Origin of the sequence: Actinobaculum sp. oral taxon 183 str. F0552, from assembly GCF_000466165.1 — a bacterium.
Classification (GTDB): Bacteria; Actinomycetota; Actinomycetes; order Actinomycetales; family Actinomycetaceae; genus Peptidiphaga.
The window spans coordinates 13,091-34,230 of record NZ_KE951416.1 but is presented as its reverse complement, the minus strand read 5'-3'; the positions used below and the strand labels follow the sequence as shown (position 1 = coordinate 34,230).

15 protein-coding genes are annotated in these 21,140 nt (G+C 68.3%); 10 read left to right on the top strand and 5 right to left on the bottom strand.

From position 1 onward, the window contains the following. The first annotated feature begins 116 nt into the window (after window positions 1-116). Together HMPREF0043_RS03365 and HMPREF0043_RS03360 are read left to right on the top strand one after the other, a co-directional pair. Window positions 117-1,424 (top strand): UDP-glucose dehydrogenase family protein, encoded by a 1,308-nt coding sequence (locus tag HMPREF0043_RS03365; RefSeq protein WP_021601459.1) that lies wholly within the window; start codon window positions 117-119, stop codon window positions 1,422-1,424. A 273-nt stretch (window positions 1,425-1,697) separates the two neighbouring features. Then, window positions 1,698-2,801, top strand: a complete 1,104-nt coding sequence (locus tag HMPREF0043_RS03360; RefSeq protein WP_021601458.1) for an NAD-dependent epimerase/dehydratase family protein — start codon at window positions 1,698-1,700, stop codon at window positions 2,799-2,801. A 98-nt stretch (window positions 2,802-2,899) separates the two neighbouring features. On the opposite strand, the gene HMPREF0043_RS03355 is transcribed toward HMPREF0043_RS03360, so the two are convergent. Then, window positions 2,900-4,030 carry a glycosyltransferase family 4 protein gene (locus tag HMPREF0043_RS03355; protein WP_021601457.1) on the bottom strand — a complete coding sequence of 377 codons (1,131 nt, stop codon included), beginning with the start codon at window positions 4,028-4,030 and terminating at the stop codon, window positions 2,900-2,902. A 387-nt stretch (window positions 4,031-4,417) separates the two neighbouring features. Between HMPREF0043_RS03355 and HMPREF0043_RS03350 the strand changes: the two genes are divergently transcribed. Further along, window positions 4,418-5,491, top strand: a complete 1,074-nt coding sequence (locus HMPREF0043_RS03350) for a glycosyltransferase family 4 protein (protein WP_021601455.1) — start codon at window positions 4,418-4,420, stop codon at window positions 5,489-5,491. 120 nt (window positions 5,492-5,611) lie between these two features. Next, a complete protein-coding gene (locus tag HMPREF0043_RS03345) occupies window positions 5,612-6,487 on the top strand; it encodes a glycosyltransferase family 2 protein (RefSeq protein WP_021601454.1) in 876 nt (291 codons plus the stop codon). Between the two features lie 207 nt (window positions 6,488-6,694). On the opposite strand, the gene HMPREF0043_RS03340 is transcribed toward HMPREF0043_RS03345, so the two are convergent. After that, window positions 6,695-7,843, bottom strand: a complete 1,149-nt coding sequence (locus HMPREF0043_RS03340) for a glycosyltransferase family 2 protein (protein ID WP_021601453.1) — start codon at window positions 7,841-7,843, stop codon at window positions 6,695-6,697. Window positions 7,844-7,988: 145 nt separating this feature from the next. On the opposite strand from HMPREF0043_RS03340, the gene HMPREF0043_RS03335 reads away from it, so the two are divergent. The 3 genes from HMPREF0043_RS03335 (at window position 7,989) to HMPREF0043_RS03325 (ending at window position 11,904) form a co-directional block, all read left to right on the top strand. Beyond that, complete coding sequence (locus HMPREF0043_RS03335) at window positions 7,989-8,828, top strand: NAD-dependent epimerase/dehydratase family protein (protein WP_021601452.1); 840 nt, start codon at window positions 7,989-7,991, stop codon at window positions 8,826-8,828. A gap of 71 nt (window positions 8,829-8,899) precedes the next feature. After that, on the top strand, window positions 8,900-10,780 hold the full coding sequence (locus tag HMPREF0043_RS03330) for a rhamnan synthesis F family protein (RefSeq protein WP_040317765.1): 1,881 nt from the start codon (window positions 8,900-8,902) through the stop codon (window positions 10,778-10,780). Continuing rightward, window positions 10,777-11,904: an acyltransferase family protein gene (locus HMPREF0043_RS03325; RefSeq protein ID WP_021601450.1), complete on the top strand. Its 1,128-nt coding sequence runs from the start codon at window positions 10,777-10,779 to the stop codon at window positions 11,902-11,904. Before HMPREF0043_RS03330 ends, HMPREF0043_RS03325 begins: the two co-directional genes overlap by 4 nt. Before the next feature lie 391 nt (window positions 11,905-12,295). Here HMPREF0043_RS03325 and HMPREF0043_RS03320 read toward each other — a convergent pair whose 3' ends face one another. After that, the gene (locus HMPREF0043_RS03320; protein WP_232206012.1) at window positions 12,296-14,722 is read right to left on the bottom strand and encodes a GtrA family protein; all 2,427 of its coding nucleotides are present in this window, start codon (window positions 14,720-14,722) and stop codon (window positions 12,296-12,298) included. Further along, window positions 14,715-15,698: a glycosyltransferase family 2 protein gene (locus tag HMPREF0043_RS03310; protein ID WP_232206010.1), complete on the bottom strand. Its 984-nt coding sequence runs from the start codon at window positions 15,696-15,698 to the stop codon at window positions 14,715-14,717. The genes HMPREF0043_RS03320 and HMPREF0043_RS03310 overlap by 8 nt, the downstream gene beginning before the upstream one ends. A gap of 293 nt (window positions 15,699-15,991) precedes the next feature. Between HMPREF0043_RS03310 and HMPREF0043_RS03305 the strand changes: the two genes are divergently transcribed. Genes HMPREF0043_RS03305 through rfbB form a run of 3 tightly spaced genes read left to right on the top strand, consistent with a single transcriptional unit; the run spans window position 15,992 to window position 19,246 of the window. Then, window positions 15,992-16,921: an ABC transporter permease gene (locus tag HMPREF0043_RS03305; RefSeq protein ID WP_051317412.1), complete on the top strand. Its 930-nt coding sequence runs from the start codon at window positions 15,992-15,994 to the stop codon at window positions 16,919-16,921. After that, a complete protein-coding gene (locus HMPREF0043_RS03300) occupies window positions 16,921-18,207 on the top strand; it encodes an ABC transporter ATP-binding protein (protein WP_021601445.1) in 1,287 nt (428 codons plus the stop codon). Before HMPREF0043_RS03305 ends, HMPREF0043_RS03300 begins: the two co-directional genes overlap by 1 nt. 46 nt (window positions 18,208-18,253) lie before the next feature. Continuing rightward, complete coding sequence (rfbB, locus tag HMPREF0043_RS03295; RefSeq protein WP_021601444.1) at window positions 18,254-19,246, top strand: dTDP-glucose 4,6-dehydratase; 993 nt, start codon at window positions 18,254-18,256, stop codon at window positions 19,244-19,246. A gap of 87 nt (window positions 19,247-19,333) precedes the next feature. Here rfbB and HMPREF0043_RS03290 read toward each other — a convergent pair. Beyond that, a partial coding sequence (locus HMPREF0043_RS03290) for an N-acetylmuramoyl-L-alanine amidase (RefSeq protein ID WP_021601443.1) occupies window positions 19,334-21,140 on the bottom strand: 1,807 nt, incomplete at its 5' end.

Below are 21,140 nucleotides of genomic sequence, written 5' to 3'. Positions count from 1 at the left end.
GCGGCCCGGCTTCCGGCCGGCTTCCGGCCCCGGGACGGCGCCCCGCGGGAGCCGCGGAGGGGAGACGGTCCCGGACGTCGGATCCGCCCCGCGGGGAAGACGCTACAGTACACCCTATGAAGCTGAGCGTTATCGGCGTGGGGTACCTCGGCGCGGTCCACGCCGCCACGATGGCATCCGTCGGGCACGACGTCGTGGCGGTGGACAGCGACGAAGGGAGGGTCGCGGCGCTGGCCTCCGGCACGGCGCCCTTCGTCGAGCCGGGCTTCGACGGCCTCCTCCGGCAAACCCTCGACTCGGGACGGCTGCACTTCACCGCCGACTATCGGGACGTCGCCGAAGCCGGCCTCCACTTCATCGCGGTAGGTACCCCTCAGCGCCCGGACTCCCACGCCGCGGACCTCACCCACGTCTACGCGGCCGTCGGCTCCCTTCTGCCGCACATCCGGCCGGGCGCCGTCGTGGCGGGCAAGTCGACGGTCCCGGTCGGCACGGCCTCGGATCTGGAGGGGAGGGTCGTCAGGGCGGGCGGGGTGCTGGCCTGGAATCCCGAATTCCTGCGGGAGGGCTTCGCCGTCCGCGACACGCTGAAGCCGGACCGCATCGTCTACGGACTGTCGGCGGACGCCGGGCGGGCCGGCGTAGCGCTCGCCCGCTTGGACGAGTGCTACGCCCCGATGCTGTCCTCATGCCCGCGCCTGATCATGGACTTCGCCACCGCCGAGCTCATCAAGGTCGCGGCGAACGCCTTCCTCGCCACCAAGATCAGCTTCATCAACGCCGTGTCCCAGGTCTGCGACGCGGCCGGCGCCGACGTGACGCTCCTGGCCGAGGCGATCGGCCTGGATGAGAGGATCGGGCGGCGCTTCCTGCGCGCCGGCGTCGGCTTCGGCGGCGGATGCCTGCCCAAGGACATCCGGGCGTTCCGCGACCGGGCCGCTGACCTCGGGGTCGGCGAGGCGCTCGACTTCCTGGCCGACGTCGACGCCGTCAACGACTCCCAGCGCACGCGGGCGGTCCGCACCGTGCGGGACCTCCTCGGCGGGCTCGCCGGCAGGCGGATAGCGGTCCTCGGCGCAGCCTTCAAACCGGACTCCGACGACGTGCGCACCTCCCCCGGGCTGCTGATCGCCGCAGAGCTCGAGGCGGGCGGGGCGTCGGTCGCGGTCACCGACCCGGCCGCGGGGCCGGCGCTCGAGGCGCACGGCGGGCACGCGGGCGAGTTCGTCGCCGGCGTTCAGGACGCCGTCGTCGGCGCGGACGCCGTTCTGCTGGCGACCGAGTGGGAGGAGTACCGGCGGCTCGATCCGGCCCAGCTGGCCGGGCTCGTCCGCCGACGGGTGGTCTTCGACGGCCGCAACGCCCTCGACCCGGCCAGGTGGAAGGCGGCGGGGTGGACGTATCGCGGCGTCGGCAGACGCTGAGGCGCGTGCGACGAGAAGCGCTGGGCATCGGGAGTAGGCGGCAGGTAGCGGAAAAGCCCGGAGAGACCGGCGTAGGCAGGAGGATGGCGGGCGCAGAGAGGCGTTGTGGGCGGTCGGCAGGCGCTGAGAGACCGGCGGCGGAAGGCCCGGAGGGCCGGCGGGGGAAGATCTGAAAGTGCCGGCGGAAAGAGACGGCGGGGAAAGAGGGAGGCGCTGGAGGGCGGGCCGCCGCGGATTTCGCGCACCGCACCGGCCGCGTCATAGAATTCCCGTGTGGCTCCACCAATCGACAAGCGCTCACTGCCCTCCAGGCGTCTCGCGATCGTCACCGGCGGCGCGGGCTTCATCGGTGCGGCGATCTCCTCTCGCCTGGCCGACGCGTTCGGCCGGGTCGTCGCCTTCGACAACCTGCACCCCCAGATCCACCCGGACCACACGCCATCCGACGGCTTCGACCCCCGCGTCGAACTGTTCGAGGCCGACGTGACCGACCCCGCGGCGTGGGATCGCCTCCTCGCCGGGGGAGGGCCGGACGTCGTCGTCCATCTGGCGGCGGAGACGGGCACGGGCCAGTCCCTGACGGAGTCGACCCGCCACACGACGGTCAACGTGGTGGGCACCTCGACCATGCTCGACGCCCTGCACCGCAACGACGCGATCCCCGGGCGCATCGTCCTGGCCTCGTCGCGCGCCGTCTACGGCGAGGGCGCGTGGCGCCGCACGTCGGGCGAAGGCGCCGGCGAGCTCTTCTACCCCGGGATGCGCCCGGCGCGGATGTTCGAAGCCGGCCAGTGGGACTTCCCCGGCGCCGAGCCGGTGGCGATGAACGGCGCGACGCTCGAGCGGCACCCGGCCTCGGTCTACGGCGTCACCAAATCCGCTCAGGAGGACCTGCTGCGCCTGTGGGGCGACGCCTTCGGGGCGGACGTCGCGATCCTGCGCCTGCAGAACGTCTACGGGCCGGGGCAGACGCCGTCGAACCCCTACACGGGGATCATGTCGCTCTTCTGCCGCCTGGCGAGGGCCGGCCAGGCGATCCCCCTCTACGAGGACGGGCAGGTCCGCAGGGACTTCGTCATCATCGACGACGTCGCCGAGGCGATCCTCGCCGTCGTCGGCGCAGCGAACGTGCCGCCGACCCCCGTCGACATCGGATCGGGACGGTACACGACCATCGCCGAGGCCGCCCGGATCATCGCCGACGTCTACGGCGCCCCCGAGCCCGTGGTGACGGGACGGTGGCGTCACGGCGACGTCCGGCACGCATGGGCGGACCCCGAGCCCGCCCTCCGGCAGCTCGGCTTCACCGCCGAGGTCCCGCCCGAGGTTGGCCTGCCCCGCCTGGCGGCCTGGATCGACGGCCAGACGCCAGACTGACCGAATGCCCGACTGACCGCGGCAGGCCGCTGGACGAACGCAGCAAACCGCCGGCAGGCAGCCGGCCATCGACGCACGAGGCCGCCCGTCCCCTCCGCTCATCCCCTTCGGCGTCGCAGGGCGTCCTCGAAGGCTTGGACGTGCGCGGCGGCCGAACGCCGCCATGTGAAACGCGAGGCTCGTTCGGCGGCGGCGGCTCCGAGCTCGCCGCGTCGTTCCGGGTCCGCTGCGAGGTTCCGCAGAGCCTGCGCGATCTGCCCGGGCGAGGTGCCGCAGTAGGCGACTGCGTCCCCGCCCACCTCCGGCAGCGAGAGGACCGGAGTGGTCAGCGCGCAGGCGCCGCAGGCCATGGCTTCCAGCACGGGCAGGCCGAACCCCTCTCCCAAGCTCGGATAGGCCAGGACCATCGCCCCCGAGAGGAATCCCGGGAGGTCCTCCAACGGCAGGTATCCGGGGGCCACGACGCGCATGTGGCCCGGAGCGGAGGCGACGATCGCCTCGATCGTCTCGTCCCATCCCTTCATTCCGGCCAGTACGAGCGGCGGGGCGTCGGGGCTGTCGCCGAAGGCCTGAATCCACCCGCGTACGAGCGCGGGCACGTTCTTGCGCGGTTCGAGCGTGCCGAGGAAGGCGATGTACCCGCCTGCGGGCACGTCCAGGCTCTCGGCGACCCGCCGGGCTTCGGACTGGCCGACCCGGTGGAAGCGCCGGGTGTCCACGCCGTGGTAGGCGACGACGAAGCGGTCCGCCTCCCCTCCCGCGTGGGCGAGGACCTCGTTCCGGGTGGCGACGGAGGGGACGACGAGCGCCTCCGCGTGGCGGACGGCGTAACGCGTGGCGGCGCGGAAGAAATGCCTCTTGGCGGGCTCGTGGACCTCCGGCATGGTGAAGAACGTGGCGTCGTGGAGGGTGACGGCCGTGGGCAGCGGGTGGCTGACGGGCATCGTGTAATGAGGGGAGAGCTGGACGTCGCAGCCGCTGGCCCTGGCGATCGCGGGCAGTCGGATCTGCTCCCAGGCCATGCGGGCAGCGCGACGGTCGATGGACGTGCCGACGTCCAGGACGCGGGCCCCGGGGACGGTCGCGGCGAAGTGCGCGGCGTGGTTGGCGCGGGCGACGACGCTCAGTCTCACTCCCTCGTCCGCGAGGGCGGGCAGGAGATCGTCGACGTAGCGTCCGACCCCGGCGAGGTTGGCGGGTATCGCGGTGGCGTCCACAAGCACGTGCATGGAGGAAGTCTACCGTTGAACCGTTTCCATGGTTCCCGCCGGACTTCTGCTGACCATCCCCCGTCGCCTTCTCAGCCGCCCCCGCCGTTCTCTTGCCGTGCTTGTCCAAGCTGCGGTGAGACTTCGGGTGGCGACCATTCCATCCCGGTGGAACTTCGGTTTTTGAGGCTTCTCCGGTCGATTCGCCGGTGAAATCCGTCGACGACCTGGGTTTCACCGGACAGACCCACTGCGTCACCGAGGTCTCACCGGCCGGGTCGATGCCAACCGAAGTTTCACCGCCCAAACCCGACGCGGATCGCTCCGCCAGCCCCACGCGTTCCGCCAGCCCCACATCCCTCCGCAAGGCCCGGCACCACGCTAAACCTCTTGCGCTAGGCTTGCCGCATGGCTATACGCGTGGCGATGGTCGCCGAGCAGCTCTTCCAACCGGTGCCGGGAGGTTCGGGACGCTACATCGAGGGGCTCGCCCCGGCTCTGCCTCCGCGGGTCCACGCGGTCGGGATCACGGCGACGGCGTCCGGCGCGTTGCTCGGCCTGCCGCTGCGTCCGGCCCGCGTTCCGCGCCGCCTGCTCTACCCCCTGTGGAATGCGGGGCTGGGGCCGCGCCCCGAGGCCGTCGCTCCGGGAGCCCAGGTCGTCCACGCCACGACGTGGGCCGTGCCGCCGACCGGGCTCCCTCTGGCGGTCACGGTCCACGACCTCGCCTTCCTCGACGACCCCGGCCAATTCACTCCGCGGGGCAATCGGTTCTTCCGCCGCGCCCTCGCGCGCGTGAAGGCCCGCGCCGACGCCGTGGTCGTGCCCTCGACGGCCACGGCCGAAGCCTGCGTCCGGGAGGGGATCCGGCCCGGCGTCCTGCACGTCATCCCGCACGGCGTCGCCAGGCTCCCCCTGGCCGACGGCGCTGTGGCGGAATTCCGCGCGCGCCACGGGCTGGGCGAGGCCCCCTACCTCCTGTGGTGCGGCACATTCGAGCCGCGCAAGAACCTCGCGGGCGTCATCGGCGCATTCGGCCGCGTGGACCGTGACTTCCACCTCGTCCTGGCGGGCCCGACGGGCTGGGGCGACGCTGGCCTGGCGGCCCTCGACGCCCTCCCCGGTCAGGCGCGCGAACGCGTGCATATGGCCGGGCGTCTGTCCGACGCGGACCTCGCCGCCGCCTACGCGGGGGCGTACGCTTTCCTCTTCCCCTCGCATCGGGAGGGCTTCGGCCTGCCCGTGTTGGAGGCCATGGCCTACGGGACGCCGGTCGTGTCGACCGCGGGCTCCCCGATGGAGGAGGTCGCGGCAGGCGCGGGCGCCTTCACGGGGACGTCCCCAGCGCAGATCGCCGCGGGCGTGGCGGAGGTCGCCGCGCATCGCGACGCCTATGCCGCCCGCGCTCTCCGGCTGGCCCCCCGCTACACGTGGGAGGCCTCCGCCGCCGCACACGCCGCCGTCTTCGAGGGGCTGGCGTGAAAGTCCGCTTTCCGGGAACCGAAATGCAGGGAAATGAGGGAAGAGGGACCGGGATGGGGCCTGAACGGATGAGAAGCATGAGCATGAGAGAGCGACTGGGATGAGAAGAGAGCGACTGAGATGAGATCGGTCCGGGTCGTCATCGTCAACTACCGCACCCCCGAGCTGACAGCCCGCGCCGCGGTGAGCGCCCTGGCCTCCGCGCGCGCCTACGAAGAAACCGCCTGCGGGAAGGCCACGGTGACCGTCGTCGACAACTCGGACGACGGCCGCACCGCCGACCTCGCGGAGCTGTGCCCCGGATGCGAGGTGGTCCCCACACGCGGCAACCCGGGATTCGGCGCGGGCGTCAACGCGGGCGTCGCCCTCGGCCACGAGGACCTCGTCGCCCTGGTCAACTCGGACGCCGTCGTCGAGGAACCGTTCCTCGCCGAGCTCGCCCGCGCCTTCGACGACCCGTCCGTGGGTGCGGCGACGGCCCTCCTGCTCTTGGAGGAGCGGGGGCCCGGAGGCGAGATCCTCGTCAATTCGACGGGCAACGTCCTGGACTCCTCGGGCAACGGGATGGACCGGGACTGGCGGCGTCCCCTCGGGTCCTGGAGCGCCCCTCCGCAGGTGGAGGGGTTCGGCGGCGGGGCCGCCATGCTCCGCCGCGCCGCCCTCGACGAAGTCGGCCTCTTCCGCGAGGACCTGTTCATGTACTACGAGGACACCGAGCTCTCGCTGCGGCTGCGCGAAGCCGGGTGGACCATCCGGTACGTCGATACGGCCTTGGCGTGGCACGGGCACTCCGGCTCGTCGGGAATCGAGAGCCCGCTCTTCGCCTACTGCAATACGCGCAACAGGCTTCTGCTGGCGCGTCGGCTCCCGCTGCCCGTGCGTGCGCGGGCGTGGGCCAAGAGCCTCGTGCGCGCGGCGCTCGGGCCGCAGGCCTCGATCAGGCGCCGCGCCGTGTGGGACGCCCTTCGCGGCAGGAGCGGGAAGCCCGGCCTCTAGCCGCTCCGCCGGCAGCCGAAGCCGGCGCGCGGCGCGACCTACGCGCATCCGGCCGGCCTGCGCGCCGTCTCCCCTCGCGCCCCCGGCCGCCGGCGACCGGCTCGGTCCGGGCTGGGGCGAGCCGACCCGGACTAAGGCAGGCTAAGCGCCTCGGCCCAAGCCAAGGCGGCTCGAGTCCGGGCTAGGGACGCTGACCGCCGGGCCGGGTCAGGGCCGGTCGCCCCCGCGCCTGCCCAGCCGCCGAAGCATGGCCCTGGGGTGGAGGGAGTCCACGGCCTCGCGCAGTCTCGCCAGCCGGTCCAGGATGAGTTCGTTCTGCGCCACGATGAGCGCGTTCTGCTCCCCCAGCGCGCTCAGGTGGCGGTCGATGTCGTTCTGGCGTTCAATGATGGCGTCGAGCCGGGCTTCGCTGGACTCCTTCGCGCGGTCCAGGGCCGAGTACAGCTCCAACTTGACGACTTCCAGGTGCTTGCTCTGGGCGTCGCGGACGGATTCGACGCCCGCGTTCAGTCTGGCCGCGTACCCGCCGAACAGGAGCGGCACGGCGAGGGAGGACTCCACGGCCTCCGCCTGCTCGCCGGGCTCTCGGTCGGCGGACCGCACGGCTTCGCGGCGCAGGTACGCGTCGCGGATGAGGCCTTCGTACTGGCGATGGTCTCCTGAGGCCACGACGAACGAGTTCCCGAGGTCCGGGTCCGTCGTGGTCCGGTGGTGCCACCGGGCCAGGGGCTCGTCGACGAAGCCGATCGGTCCGAGCATGCACAGGCGGAGGTTGAAGTCCCAGTCGGCGAGGACGGGCAGGTCGCTTCGCCATCCGCCCAGCACGTCGAGGACGGACGTGCGGAACAGGAGGGAGACGGTCGGGATGTAGTTGCGCACGAGCAGCTCGCTGAACACGACCTGCCGCAGATGCGAGGCCAGGGGCTCGCGGGAGACCTCGACGATGGAGTCCCCCTCGATCCGCTCGTGGACGACTTCGGCCGCGCCGACGGCCGCCACCTCCTCGGGGTGCCCGTTCAGCCGCGCGGAGACCTTCTCGAGGAAGTCGGGGGCCCAGGTGTCGTCGTCGTCGAGGACGACGGCGTACCGGCACCCGAGTTCGCGCGCCTTCGCGAAGCCGGGGTTGACGGCGGCCTCGCGCCCCGACGAGGTCTCGTTGTCGATCCGCACGATCCTGGCGCGCGCCTCCTGCGGCAGGGCGTCGATCGCCCTGCTCACGGGCTCCGGGTCCCCGGCGTCGTTGACCACGATGTGCGCGATGTCCGCGTACGTCTGCCGGGAGACGGCGTCGAGGGCCCTCGCGAGGAACATGGGGCGGTTGTGCGTTCTGGTTATGACCGCAATGGTGGGGTGCATCCGGATCCTTTCGTGCCGATTCCCTCATTCTGTCACAGTCACCCGGAAGGACGGCCGTCGCGCCCCTCCGGGCCGGAGGTGGAGCTCATCTCGGTTCGGGCGGCGAACGGCCCCGAGTCGGGTTCTCCTGCTAGTATCGGAGGCTATGAATGGGACTGTTCTCGTCACCGGTGCTGGCGGTTACATCGGGCGTCACGTGGTTCTCGCGCTGCTCGAGAGGGGCGTGCACGTCAAGGCCCTCGACCTCCGCCTGGACGGGGTCGACCCCCGCGCCGAACGCGTGGCGGCTGACCTGTTCTCGGCGGACCCGGAGATCTACGACCGGCTCGGGCGGCCGGACGTCGTCCTCCACATGGCGTGGCGAGACGGGTTCAAGCACAATTCCCCCGCGCATCTGGACGACCTGCCCGCGCACTTCCACCTCATCGAGAACCTCCTGGCCGGCGGCCTGAAGCATCTCGCGGTCATGGGAACCATGCACGAGGTCGGCTACTGGGAGGGCCCCATCGACGAGACCTCCCCGTGCCGCCCGGCCTCGCTCTACGGGATCTCCAAGAACGCCCTGCGCGAGACGGCGGCCCTCCTGGCTGGCCAGCACGACGCCCTCCTGCAGTGGATCCGCGCCTACTACATCGTGGGGGACGACAAGTTCGGCAACTCGATCTTCTCCAAGCTCCTCGCGGCGGCGGAAGAGGGCCGCCGGACATTCCCCTTCACCAGCGGAAAGAACAAGTACGATTTCATCTCGGTCTCCGATCTGGCGCGCCAGATCGCCGCCATCGTCTGCCAGGACGAGGTGGCGGGGATCGTCAACGCGTGCTCGGGAGAGCCGCTCTCCCTGGCGGACCGGGTGGAAGCCTACATCCGCGAACACGGACTGGACCTCGAACTCGAATACGGAGCCTTCCCCGATCGGCCCTACGACTCCCCCGGCGTGTGGGGGGACGCGACGAAGATCCGCGCGATCATGGCCGCCGCGCGATGACGCCCGCGGCTCACCCGGCCTCCCAGCACAGCCAGTCAGCGATCAGCACATCGAACCAGAAGGACCCGTCCATGCCCGATCAGGGGAACATCTCGAAACGCCTTGGAATCTTCTTCTTCTACGACGCCGACGGAGTCGTGGACGACTACGTCGAGACCCTGCTCGCCGGCATGGTCGAGAACCTCTCCGAGCTGGTGATCGTCGTCAACGGGGACCTCGCGGCCAAGAGCTACGCCAAGCTCCACGCCTTCTCCGACACCGTGATCCTGCGCGACAACGTGGGCCTGGACGCGTGGGCCTACAAGACCGCGCTGGAGAGGGTGGGATGGGCCCGGCTCTGCGAATTCGACGAAGTCGTCCTGTTCAACGCAACCATCATGGGCCCCGTCTACCCCTTCTCCGAGATGTTCTCGGAGATGGGCGAGCGCGACGTCGACTTCTGGGGGATCACCTGGTTCCACGAGTTCCCCGTCGACCCCTTCGGGACGATCGAGGAGGGGTTCATCCCCCGGCACATCCAGTCGCACTTCATGGCCTACCGCAAGTCGCTAGTGTCGAGCAGAGAATTCCAGGAGTACTGGGAGAACCTGCCGGAGATGCACAGCTACATCGACTCGGTCGGGCGCCACGAGGCTCCGTTCACCCGGCGCTTCGAAAGGCTGGGGTTCACGTCCGACGTCTACGTCAACACCGAGGACATGGAGGGATTCACCTACCAGCCGATCCTCTTCGCCCCCAAGAAGCTAATCGAGGAGAAGCGCTGCCCGATCTTCAAGCGCCGTTCCTTCTTCCACCCCTACGACGACGTGCTCGACCAGTCGGTGGGCAACGCGACGGCGGACCTCTACGCCTATCTGCGAGACCACACGGACTTCGACACGGACCTCATCTGGAACAACGCCCTGCGCAGCATGCACATGGCGGACCTCGTCAAGAACCTCCAGCTGACCTACGTGCTGCCCACGGACGTCACCGACTGCGATCCCTCCGGGGCGAAGGTCGCGCTCGTCCTGCACGTCTACTATCTCGACCTGCTCGAGCAGACGCTCGGCTACGCCCGGTCGATGCCCGAGGGGTGCGACATCATCGTCACGGTCGGCTCGCAGGAGAAGGCCGAGGCCGTGAGGGAGGCCTGCGAGGGCCTGCCCTACCGGGTCGACGTGCGGGTGATCGAGAACCGCGGCCGCGACGTCAGCGCCCTCCTGGTGGGCGTCAAGGACGTCATCGCCGACTACGACTACGTCTGCTTCGCCCACGACAAGAAGGTGACGCAGCTCGAGCCCTACTCCAAGGGCGAGGGCTTCGCCGTCAAGTGCTTCGAGAACATCCTGGCCTCGCGCGAGTTCGTGGCGAACGTCATCGAGCAGTTCGAGAAGGAGCCCCGCCTGGGCCTCCTGACCCCCACGCCTCCGAACCACGCCGAGTACTTCCCGATCTACTCCTACGGGTGGAGCCAGAATTTCGTGCGCACCAGCAGGCTGCTGCGGGAGATGAAGCTCAACGTCCCCCTCAGCCCCGAGAAGGACGTCATCGCTCCTCTGGGAACGATGTTCTGGTTCCGGCCCGCGGCCCTCAAGCCGCTGTTCGACATGGACTGGACGTACGAGGACTTCCCCGGCGAGCCGAACGACAACGACGGCACGCTCCTCCACGCCGTGGAGCGGGCCTACGGCTATGTGGCCCAGGGCAGCGGGTACTTCGCCGGATGGCTCTACTCGGATAAGTTCGCCCGCATCGAGCTGACGAACCTCAGCTTCTACGTCCAGGAGCTGACTCGGGCAATCGGCTACCACTGGCCCGCCGACACCGAGATGCGGATGGTGCACACCCTGAAGGAGGACAACGGGCTGAGGCGGCACGTCAAGGAGATCCTGCGCCACACGATCCCGGACAGGCTGCACTCGCCGCTGCGCCACCTCTACGACCGTACCCGGCGTATAGTGAAGAAATGACCGCAGCGCCGTCGACGAAACCACGCAAACGGGTCTTCTATCTGGATCTCGTCCGGGCTCTGGCCGCCGTCCTCGTCGTCATCACCCACTTCAACAATCCGTATCTCCACCAGGCTCAGAAGCGGCATGTCTTCGCCTACGAGCCCTTCGGCATCTACATCGGGAACCTGGGCGTCTCGCTCTTCCTGATCATCTCGGGTGCGGCGCTGATGATGACCTACGGGGGGCCCCGCCTGGACCTGCGGGTCTTCTACTGGAAGCGGTTCAAGGGCATCTATCCGATGTTCTGGACCGCGTGGATCCTCGGAACCCTCTACTTCTTCCTCGCCAATCAGGGGGTCGCCAGGAACCACGCGCCCACCCGGGCGTTCCTCTTCACGCTCTTCGGCATGGACGGCATGGTCGCCAATTTCCACATCCAGACCATGTACCTGCTCGGGGAGTGGTTCCTGGGCTTCATCGTGCTCTTCTACATCGTCTTCCCGCTGCTGCGCTGGGCCGTGATGACGTACCCGAAGACGACGGCGGCGGCGATCTTCGCGATCTACGCCGTCACCTTCGTCCTCCTCAACAAGATACCCCACAGCTTCCCCAACCAGATCGTCCTGCCGCTCAGGCTCCCCGAACTGGCCTTCGGCATGTACTTCGTCCGGTACGTCCGCCGCATGCCCACTTGGGCCGTCCTTCCGTGGGTGCTCCCGTGCGCGGGCATTCTCATCATGTCGGCCAAGCGGCCCATGCTCAACGAGGATTTCGCCACGCCCTTCGTCGGGGTCGCCTGTTTCTTCATCCTCGCGATGGTCGCCCGATACCTCGACGCGGGGCCCGTACGCGAGCCGGTCGCGCTGATAGCCAAGTACTCGTATCCGATCTTCCTGGTCCACCACGTGGTCATCTCCAAGATCTTCGAGTCCACAGACACGAGGGCGTTCTCCACCCTTCAGCTGTACATGCTCTTCGCGGCGATGAGCGTCATCGTCTTCGGCCTGTCGGTGGGACTGCACAGGTTGAACGCCAACGTCGTCGCCTTCTTCACCCGCGCCTTCGACGGGGTGACGCTCCTGCCCCGCCGCCGAAAGGCACCGGAGGAGACGCCGCCGGCCAAGGACCAGACGCTCAGCTAGGATCCGCGACGCGCTCATCCCGACGGCCCCGATCGCGCGCTTGACGCTGGTGATCTTGTGAAGTCGTTCGGGTCGTCCTTGACCGTCGGGGTGGTCGTCCACCGATCTATCTGCGAACCCGCCGCACGCCGATCGCGCGGATTGCGGGCGGCGGCACTCGTTCGCCTCGCCTGAACCTTGCTCCGCTGCCCGGCGCCGGCACGGGTTTGACGAGCTGCAGACCGCTCGCTCCCCGTCAGCGCGGGACTCGGCCACAGTGCGCCGGTACACGGGGAGAACGCAGCCGCTGCTCCTCCGTCGCGGCGCGGGGACTCGGCGGTCCGGGCCGGCGCGTCGGCAAGAATCGGCGCATCGGCCAAGGAGACGGGCGGAGCGCCGGGATCGGCAGCCTCTACTCGGCCTTCCCGGTGATGCTCATGACGATGTCCCCGGAGACCTTCTTCCCGTTCTCGGTGGTCGGGAACTGATCGACCGCCGGGTTCATCTGAACGTGGGCGGGCTCGTTCTCCGTGTACGAGCTGTCGATCGTCAGCGTGTAGGGCTTCTTCGCCTCCAGGACGGTCCCGTCGGCGTCGAAGGTGTGCACGCCTTCGCCGATCGCGTTCGCCGGAACTCTGTCATGCCAGACGACCTTCCCGGTCGAGGCCTCCTTGATGCTCACGTTGACGACGGCCGAGTCGATCCATGTCACCTGGCTCGCCGAGAAACCGATCCGGAGCTTGTCCACCGTGAGCTTCCTGTCGAAGGTGAGCCTCTCCTGGACGGTCGCCCCTCGTGCCAGGAGATTGGCGCTTCCCTGGGCCGGTGTGTCCGTCAGGGCGGAGTAGACGACCCGGGTCGCCGGCATCAGGTACATGGCGAACAGCGCGGCCACGAAGCACACGGGAGCGCCCAGCCGCACCCATGCGATGCTCCGGGGTATCCTCTCGCGGTTCGGCATGCCCTCGACGAAGTCCCTCTTCGGATAGTTGAGGACGAGAACGGCGAGGGCGCAGGCGAGCATGAACGCGATGATGAAATTGGCATTGTCCTTGACGCCCGTCTTCATGAACATCTCGCCGAGGGTGGCGAAACGCGGATTGCTGGATCCGTCGAAGAACTGGCCGACGAGGAGGTTGGTGAATATCCCGCGGTTGTAGATGGGGTATCCCAGGACGACGTCGAGGACGAGCAGCGAGGACCCGATGCTCAATTCGAGCAGACTGTTGAGGACGGCGTATCTGGGGTTGGCGAAGACTATGAGGACGGCGAAGGGGGACAGCAGGACGATCCAGTACGGATTGAGGGGGACGAGTGCGCAGAACGCCAGGAACGCCGCCAGGCAGACGTAGACGGAGTACGCCTGGATCTCCTTGTCCGTCTCGACTCTCTTCGCGTAGCAGAAGATCATCAGGCCGACCATGCAGACGACGAACAGGCCGACCGTCCGCCCGGGGGTCTCCCATTGGAAGCCCGTCGCCGTGAGGCGTTCGAGCATGGAGTCGGTGAACCCGCCGGTCGACGCCTTGTACGTGACGCTCCCGCTATAGAGGAGGCGGCAGAACGCCAGGCCGGCCAGTCCGACGACGGCTTGCCCGGCGACGCGGCGGAGCCTCTTCTCCTTGAGGAGGACGAGGGGTATGAAGACGAAGACCGCGAACAGCTTGAGAGTGTTGGCCAGCATGAACCACAGGAGGAAGCCGCGCTGGTTTCCCTTCATGTAGGCGTGCAGGCCCAGCAGCATGACCGCCACGAGGACGATGTCGTACTGGACGATGACGAACACGGGCAGGACGACGCTCATGGCCGAGAGGAAGTAGAAGGCGACCCATTTGGCCCGGTCGGCGTCCATCCCCATCGTGCGGGCGATCCTCATGAGGATCCTCGCGGCCAAAAGGACGAATACGAGCATCATCGTCTTCAGCCAGAGCTGGGCCGGGGTGGCGTTCAGGTAGTCGTAGCCCGCGAACTTGTAGAACAGGTAGGTCGGCAGGTTCCACACCCCGAACAGGAAGTAGAGGGGGATGTCGTAGACGGCCGGATGTCCGCTGCTCGTGTGCTCGATGGCGATCGTGTAGAAGTCGGCCACCCTGCCCGAGAACAGGGCGTCCATGAAGTTGAAGGAGTGCTCGAAGGTCGCCCGGACGTCGCCGTAGAGGAAGGTGACGAAGGAAACCGCCAGAAGCGCTCCGAGCAGGGCCCAGTCGACCCGCCCGGGCCTGGACGTGCCCGTCCACCACGCCGCCAGCCTGCTCTCGCACGCCTTGGAAACGGCCGCGTCCCAGGCCTCCTTCACCCGGACGAGAAGCCGCTTGCCGAACCTGAGAGGGCGCTCTGTGGACATCGGGTTCACACCTGTTTCTGATCGCTGGCCGTTTTCTGATCGTCGGCCGTCGGGAGGCTGGGCGGCGTCTCGTCCCGTGGAGGGGGGCCTCTCCAAGAGTAGTTTGCGGGAGACGAAGTTGTACACCAGCACCACCGCCGTGGCGATGATCTTGCCGACGGGCGGGCTGAACGAGAGATAGTCCACGCTCGCGTAGAGGATGACCTGGTTGAGGAAGAGGGCGATGACGTTGAGGACGGCGTAGAAGGCGAATTCGCGGGCGACGCTTCGGTCCTCCCGGATCTCGAACACGTATTTCCTGCTCAGGACGTAGTTGAGGACCACCGAGGTCGCGAAGGAGATCGTGCTGGAGAGGATGTAGTAGACCCCGAAGACGTTGTACAGGAATACGAAGAGGCCGTAGTCCAAGGAGAAGGAGATGCCCCCGACTACCAGGAACTTCGCGAACTGGGCCACGAGCGGGCGCATGCCCGCCGGCGCCGCCCGGTCACTCACGTTCATCTCCGCGCTGCGCGTTTCCGTGTGATTCGTCGGCGAAGTTGATCCGCTCCCCCACGACGACCCGGGGCTTGCGGGTGATCCTCCCGTTGATGCTGAGGATGTACTCGCCCAGGATCCCGATGAAGAAGAGCTGGATGGACCCCAGGAAGAAGATGCCGATCGCCGTCGAGGCCTCGCCCACGCCGTAGTTGTTCCAGTTGACGATCTTGTTGACGAAGACGAAGATCGCTATCCCCAGGCAGACGACGCCCACGAGGGCCGCGATGTAGGTGGCCAGGCGCATGAGGAGCTTCGTCGACGACGTGATCCCCTGCATGGCGAAGTCGTAGTTGCGGCGGAAATTGAAATTGGACTTTCCGCGCACGCTCTGGGCCTGGTCGTATTGGACGATGTCGAGGTCGATCCCGTATTCGGAGACCACCGCCTTGAAGAAGGGCTGGATGTCGCCGATATCCTTGAGGATGTCGACGAACTCGCGGTCGTAGAGCCCGTAGCCGGTGAAGCGGGCGATCTGCGAGGAGTCGGCGAACCAGTCGATGAGCTTGTAGTAGAGGAAGCGGGAGAAGGTCATCAGCCAGCCCTCGTCGCTGGACCGTCGCTGGCCGACGACGACTTTCCTCCCGGACTCCCATCGTCGCACGAATTCGGGGAGGTTCTCGGGCGGGTCCTGCAGATCGCCGAACAGCATGAAGGTGGCGTCGCCCCTGCCGTAGGACAGCGCGGAGAACACGTTGCGGTGGAAGCCGAAGTTGCGGGCGTTGAAGATCGCCTTGACGCGGGGGTCCTCGGAGGCCAGCTGCCGGATCAGGGGGCGGGTCTGGTCCGTCGAATAGTCGTCGACGAAGATGATCTCGTAATCGTAGGCGGGGAGGCTGTCGCGGAAGACCGCGACCAGGCGATCGTACATTTCCCGCACGCTCTTCTCCTCGTTGTAGCTGGGAATGACGACACTGATCATCTTCTTGGACAAGAGCGCTCCTCACGTTCCCCACCCGGCCCGGCGGCCGAGAGCTCGTCGATTGACTTTGGCTGTTGGCTGTCCGCAACTGTGCGCGGCGCATCGGGCGCACTTCGGCTTACGCGAGAAGCGTACCCGAGAATCGCACCGCGTCGTCGCCATCCTCCTCCGCCCGGGAGGGGTTAGCGACGTCACGATCCATGATCCATGGGCTGGATCCCCGGTTTGACGGGTATCGGCGAAGGCCGCCCCAGGCGCTAAGATCTATGGCGGACACAGGACCATCTATGAGCATGAGGGGTAGCATGGCCAGCGTGACAGACGAGCGACCGGACCTCGCGACGGCGGACGAGCGGTTCGCGTGGCTTGGCGAGCAGCCGATGCGGGAGGTGACGCCCAGCGGAGGGTTCCTCTCGGGGTCCTGGACGTCGATCAGGGACATCTGGGCGCATCGCCAATTGTGGTGGAGGCTCACGCGGCGCGAGCTGAAGGCCAGGTACAAGGACTCTGTGCTCGGCTACGTGTGGACGCTCATCCGCCCGCTCGTCAATCTGCTCATCTACTATCTGGCCATCGGCAAGGTCCTCGCGGCCGAGCGCGCGATCCCGGACTTCGCCGTCTACGTGTTCGCCGGGCTGACGGCGTGGACGCTCTTCTCCCAGACGATCACGAGCGCCACCTCCTCGATCCTCGCCAACGCGGGAATCGTCAAGAAGGTCTACCTGCCGCGCGAGATCTTCCCGCTGGCCGCAACCGGGTCGGCCGTCATCGACTTCCTCTCCCAGCTCGTCATCCTCTTCTGCGGCGCCCTCCTGATCCGCGGCATCGACACCACCGCGATGTTCCTCTACGCGCCCATCTCCCTGTGCGTCGTCCTGGCCTGGGGGGTCGCGATCGGGCTGATCCTCTCGGCCGTCAACGTCTACCTCAGGGACGTCCAGTACCTCGTGGAAGTCGGCGTGCTCATAGGCTTCTGGCTGACCCCTTGCGTGTACTCGTACGCCCAGCTCGCCGGCCAGGCGCCCCAGTTCATCACGGACGTCTACCTGTACAATCCGATGGCCCTGGCCGTCATGGGATTTCAGAAGGCCTTCTGGGTTCAGGGGCAGTACGCCCAGTGGCCCGTCCACCTGCTGACCAAGCTCGGGATCATGTTCCTCATCGGCATCGTCCTCGTCTTCATCGCCCAGCGATTCTTCGACCGTCTTCAGCGCAACTTCGCCCAGGAGCTTTAATGTCACGTCCCGAGGTCATCCGAATCGACGGTGTCTCCAAGAAATTCACGGTCCACAAGGACAAGTCGCTCAAGGAGCGGGTGGTCAACTCCGGCCGCTCCCGCCTCCACGCGGAGGAGTACTGGGCCTTGCAGGACGTCTCGTTCTCGATCGACGCGGGCGAGTCGATCGGGCTGGCCGGCGCCAACGGCTCGGGCAAGTCCACCCTCCTGAAGATCATCGGCGGCATCCTCACGCCCGACCGGGGGAAGGTTCACATCCGGGGACGCATCGCCGCGCTTCTGGAGCTGGGCGCCGGGTTCCACCCGGACCTGACCGGCCGGGAGAACGTCTACCTGAACGGATCGGTCCTGGGCCTGTCCGAGCGGGAGATCGACCGGCAGTTCGACTCCATCGTCGACTTCTCGGGGATCGGGGACTTCCTCGACACCCAGGTGAAGTTCTACTCCTCGGGCATGTACGTCCGCCTCGCCTTCGCCGTGGCCGTGCACTCGGACCCGGACATCCTCCTCGTCGACGAGGTCCTGGCGGTGGGCGACGAGCCCTTCCAGCGCAAGTGCATCGACAAGATCCGCGACTTCCAGGAGGAAGGGCGCTCGATCATCCTCGTCTCGCACTCCGCCGAGCAGATCGTCGACGTGTGCGACCGCGCCGTGGTCCTGGACCGCGGCGCGATCATCGCCACCGGCAAGGCCCCCGATGCTATGAGCATGCTCCACCAGTGGTACCAGCAGCAGCTCCTGGACGCCTCGGAGGCCGCGAAGGCCGCTCCCGGCGGGGCGCCGCCGCCCCGGCCGTGCACGATCGACGGCGTCGAGCTCCTCGACGGGCTGACGGATCATCCGGACGGATTCAAGATCTTCGAACCGGGGTCCTCGCTCACGGTGGGCATCGACCTCCAGGCGCCCGACCGGCTCGACGCGTACGCTGTCCTCCTGAACGTCGAGACGGACCGCGGGCAACACGTCCTGGGGGTGGACAGCCGCAAGCTCGACCTCGAACTCCCGAGTTTCCGGGGATCCGCGCGGATCCTCGTCACCCTTCCGCGCCTCTACCTCGGAGAGGGGGACTTCAGCTTCAACGCCGTCGTCCTCAACGAGGACGGCTTCGAGATCGACAACCTCCGCCACGCCGCCTTCATGGCAGTCCGCTCGGACGGCACGACCGTCGGCTTCGTCAAGGCTTTCCCCGAGGTGCGGCTGGAGGCGGGGGGCCGGCGCCCGCGTTCCACGGGCGGCGAGCCGTCCGGCCGGGCCCCCTCGCATGCGGCGGACGCGGGGCGATAGGCTGTCCCCCGTCACGGCTTGTCCGCCAACCACAGAAAGGAAGCGCATGCGCGTTCTCATCACCGGCGGTGCCGGCTTCATCGGCGCCAATTTCGTCCACTCCACCGTCGAGTCGATGCCCGATGCCCGCGTCGTCGTCCTCGACAAGCTCACCTACGCCGGCAACCCCGAATCCATCGAGGGCCTGGACCGCGTCGAACTGGTGGTGGGCGACATCGCGGACGCCGACACAGTCGACCCGCTCGTCGCAGACGCCGACGTCGTGGTCAACTTCGCAGCCGAGTCCCACAACGACAACTCGCTGAACGACCCGAGCCCGTTCATCCGCACGAACATCGAGGGGACCTTCCAGCTTCTGGAGGCGGTGCGCCGCCACGGGACGCGCTTCCACCACATCTCCACCGACGAGGTCTACGGCGACCTCGAGATCGGCGAGCCCAGGCGCTTCCAGGCGGGCGACGCCTACAACCCCTCCTCCCCGTACTCCTCCTCCAAGGGGGCGTCCGACCTCCTGGTCCGCGCCTGGGTCCGGTCCTTCGGCGTCCCCGCGACGATCTCGAACTGCTCGAACAACTACGGCCCCTACCAGCACGTCGAGAAGTTCATCCCCCGCACGATCACCAACCTCATCGACGGCGTGCGCCCCCGCGTCTACGGCACCGGCGAGCAGGTCCGCGACTGGATCCACGTGCGGGACCACAACACCGCCGTCTGGGAGATCATAGAGAAGGGCCGCATCGGCGAGACCTACCTCATCGGGGCCGACGGCGAGAAGAACAACCTCGAGGTGACCAAGCTGATCCTGGCGGAGTTCGGGCGCGACCCCGAGGATTTCGATCACGTCAACGACCGGCCCGGACACGACCAGCGCTACGCCATCGACAACTCGAAGCTCGTCCACGAGACCGGCTGGAGTCCGAGCTTCGCCGACTTCGCGAGCGGCCTGCACGACACCGTCGAGTGGTACAAGGCCAACGAAGCCTGGTGGCGCCCGCAGAAGGAGGCCGTCGAAGCGAAGTACGCCACGACCGGGCAGTGACGGCCCGGATCGGCGGCGGCCTTTCGCCGCAGCCCGAAGGGTGGGGCAGTCGGTGGGATCCCACCGACTGCCCCACCCTTCGGCCCCTCAGTCGACTCGGAAGGGGTGCGTGCGCTCGTCGGCCAGCCGGCCGTCGGCGGTGTACGCCTCGTAGCGCGTCCAGTAGACGCCCTTCCTCGGCGTCCAGACGGCCCACGGGCCGTGGAACTGCGCTACCCACGCCTTGGCCCCGACGTCGTAGATCTTCGTGACGACGCGGTGCGCTTCGGGGGCGATGTTGCCCAGGAGCACATGCCTCCTGCCCGGCGCCGTCTCCTGCCAGCCGGCGTAGGTGCCGGTGATGCGCGAACGCCCGGCCACGTACTGGAAGGCGATGGTCGAGACGTGTTTCGTCCGGCCGTCCGAGCGGGACCGCACCTGCAGTTGGAGCCAGTAGGATCCGGCGTCGGCCCGCCACGTCGCCCAGTTTCCGTCGGACCAGTCGCTGATGAGGGTCCACTTCTTGCGGGTCAGGTCGTAGCTCAGCCACCGGTACTGCAGGTCGCTCAGTCCGGTCGAGGTGACGGACGCGCCGACGTCGATCGCGTCGGCGGCGTACTGCCAGGTCACCGCGGCGGAGACGACGGCGCCCGGGCCTCCCGAGCCGCCGAGCTGGGCGTACTTGGCCGCCACACGCGAGCGGATCTGGTCGAGGTATCCGTAGATCGACCCCGGGCACGACGTGGCCTTGACGTCCTTGTGACCGGAGATGCGCGGCAGGACGCTGCCTGCCGACAGGGCGGCGCCGGTGCCCGAGGGAACGGACATCGTCCCGCGCGAGGACGGGTCGACGCCCGCGATGGCGAAGCGCGCCGCGATCACGTCCGAGAAGGTCTCCAGGACGAGAGGGGTGGGCAGGTTGGAGTTGTCGTAGGTGCCGAGGACGGAGACGCCGAGGGTGCCTCTGTTGCGCGGCGCGGCGTGCGCGCCGGTGACGACCTTGCCCTGCGGCGAAGCCAGCGTGCCCGAGCGTCCCTCCCAGCGTCCGCCGTATTTGTCGATGAGGACGTTGTAGCCGATGTCCCCCCATTCGCGGGTGTTGGCGTGGTAGCTGTAGATGCCGCGGATCGTCGCGGGGACCTGGGCCTTGGTGTAGGAGTTGGACCCCGCCGTGTGGTGGACGATCGAGCCTTCGAAGTCGGCGTAGCCGCGCGGCCAGGTCATCTTGGATTCGTCCGCGCCCCAGGCCGAGCGCGGCTGGATGGCGGCCAGCCTCTCGGCGGCCGACTGGTCGGTTCGCAGGCTCCGCGCGGCGGGCGCTCCCGCGGGGGCCGACGAGCCGCGTCCCGGCGCAGGGATCTCGGACGACGGCGTGCCGCCGTACTGCGAGGTGGACTGGACGCCCGCGGCCCGGTCGGTGAGGATCGCCCGCTTCTCGTCGCCGTTGGCGACCTCCGCGGCGACGGTTCCGGCCGCGGGGTGGACGGCGGCGGGCTTGGGGTCCATTGCGCGCTCGGCCCCCTGGCCGTCGACCACGTCCAAGCGCAGCCCGCCGGGGAGCTTCCCGCTCCCCTTGATGCGCAGCTGCACGCCGGTCGAGGAACCCGAGACATTGGCCTCGGTCCCGGGACGCCCCTTGCCGGCCTCGTCTTCAGCCCCCAGGACGTACCAGCTGGACCACGCGCCGCCGTCGAGGGTGCGCATCTCCACGGTCGCGCCGGCCGGAAGGGAGCTCCCCCGGTTCCAGGTGACGCCGGCGACCTGGAACGAACCGGCGGCCAGGGGCTTCGAAACGTAGAGATAGCCGGGGACGTGCTGGGGGCTCGCCTGCGGGGAGGCCGCCGGGGCCGACTCCGTCCGGGATGCGGGAGCGGCGGACTCGGCGGTGCCGCCCGCCGAGCTCGACTTGTCACTC

Bases quoted from the DNA above. Each gene is read 5' to 3' on its own strand.
- HMPREF0043_RS03365 (WP_021601459.1), top strand. From the start codon at position 117: ATGAAGCTGAGCGTTATCGGCGTGGGGTACCTCGGCGCGGTCCACGCC.
- HMPREF0043_RS03355 (WP_021601457.1), bottom strand. From the start codon at position 4,030: ATGCACGTGCTTGTGGACGCCACCGCGATACCCGCCAACCTCGCCGGG.
- HMPREF0043_RS03350 (WP_021601455.1), top strand. From the start codon at position 4,418: ATGGCTATACGCGTGGCGATGGTCGCCGAGCAGCTCTTCCAACCGGTG.
- HMPREF0043_RS03345 (WP_021601454.1), top strand. From the start codon at position 5,612: ATGAGATCGGTCCGGGTCGTCATCGTCAACTACCGCACCCCCGAGCTG.
- HMPREF0043_RS03340 (WP_021601453.1), bottom strand. From the start codon at position 7,843: ATGCACCCCACCATTGCGGTCATAACCAGAACGCACAACCGCCCCATG.
- HMPREF0043_RS03335 (WP_021601452.1), top strand. From the start codon at position 7,989: ATGAATGGGACTGTTCTCGTCACCGGTGCTGGCGGTTACATCGGGCGT.
- HMPREF0043_RS03330 (WP_040317765.1), top strand. From the start codon at position 8,900: ATGCCCGATCAGGGGAACATCTCGAAACGCCTTGGAATCTTCTTCTTC.
- HMPREF0043_RS03325 (WP_021601450.1), top strand. From the start codon at position 10,777: ATGACCGCAGCGCCGTCGACGAAACCACGCAAACGGGTCTTCTATCTG.
- HMPREF0043_RS03305 (WP_051317412.1), top strand. From the start codon at position 15,992: ATGGCCAGCGTGACAGACGAGCGACCGGACCTCGCGACGGCGGACGAG.
- HMPREF0043_RS03300 (WP_021601445.1), top strand. From the start codon at position 16,921: ATGTCACGTCCCGAGGTCATCCGAATCGACGGTGTCTCCAAGAAATTC.
- rfbB (WP_021601444.1), top strand. From the start codon at position 18,254: ATGCGCGTTCTCATCACCGGCGGTGCCGGCTTCATCGGCGCCAATTTC.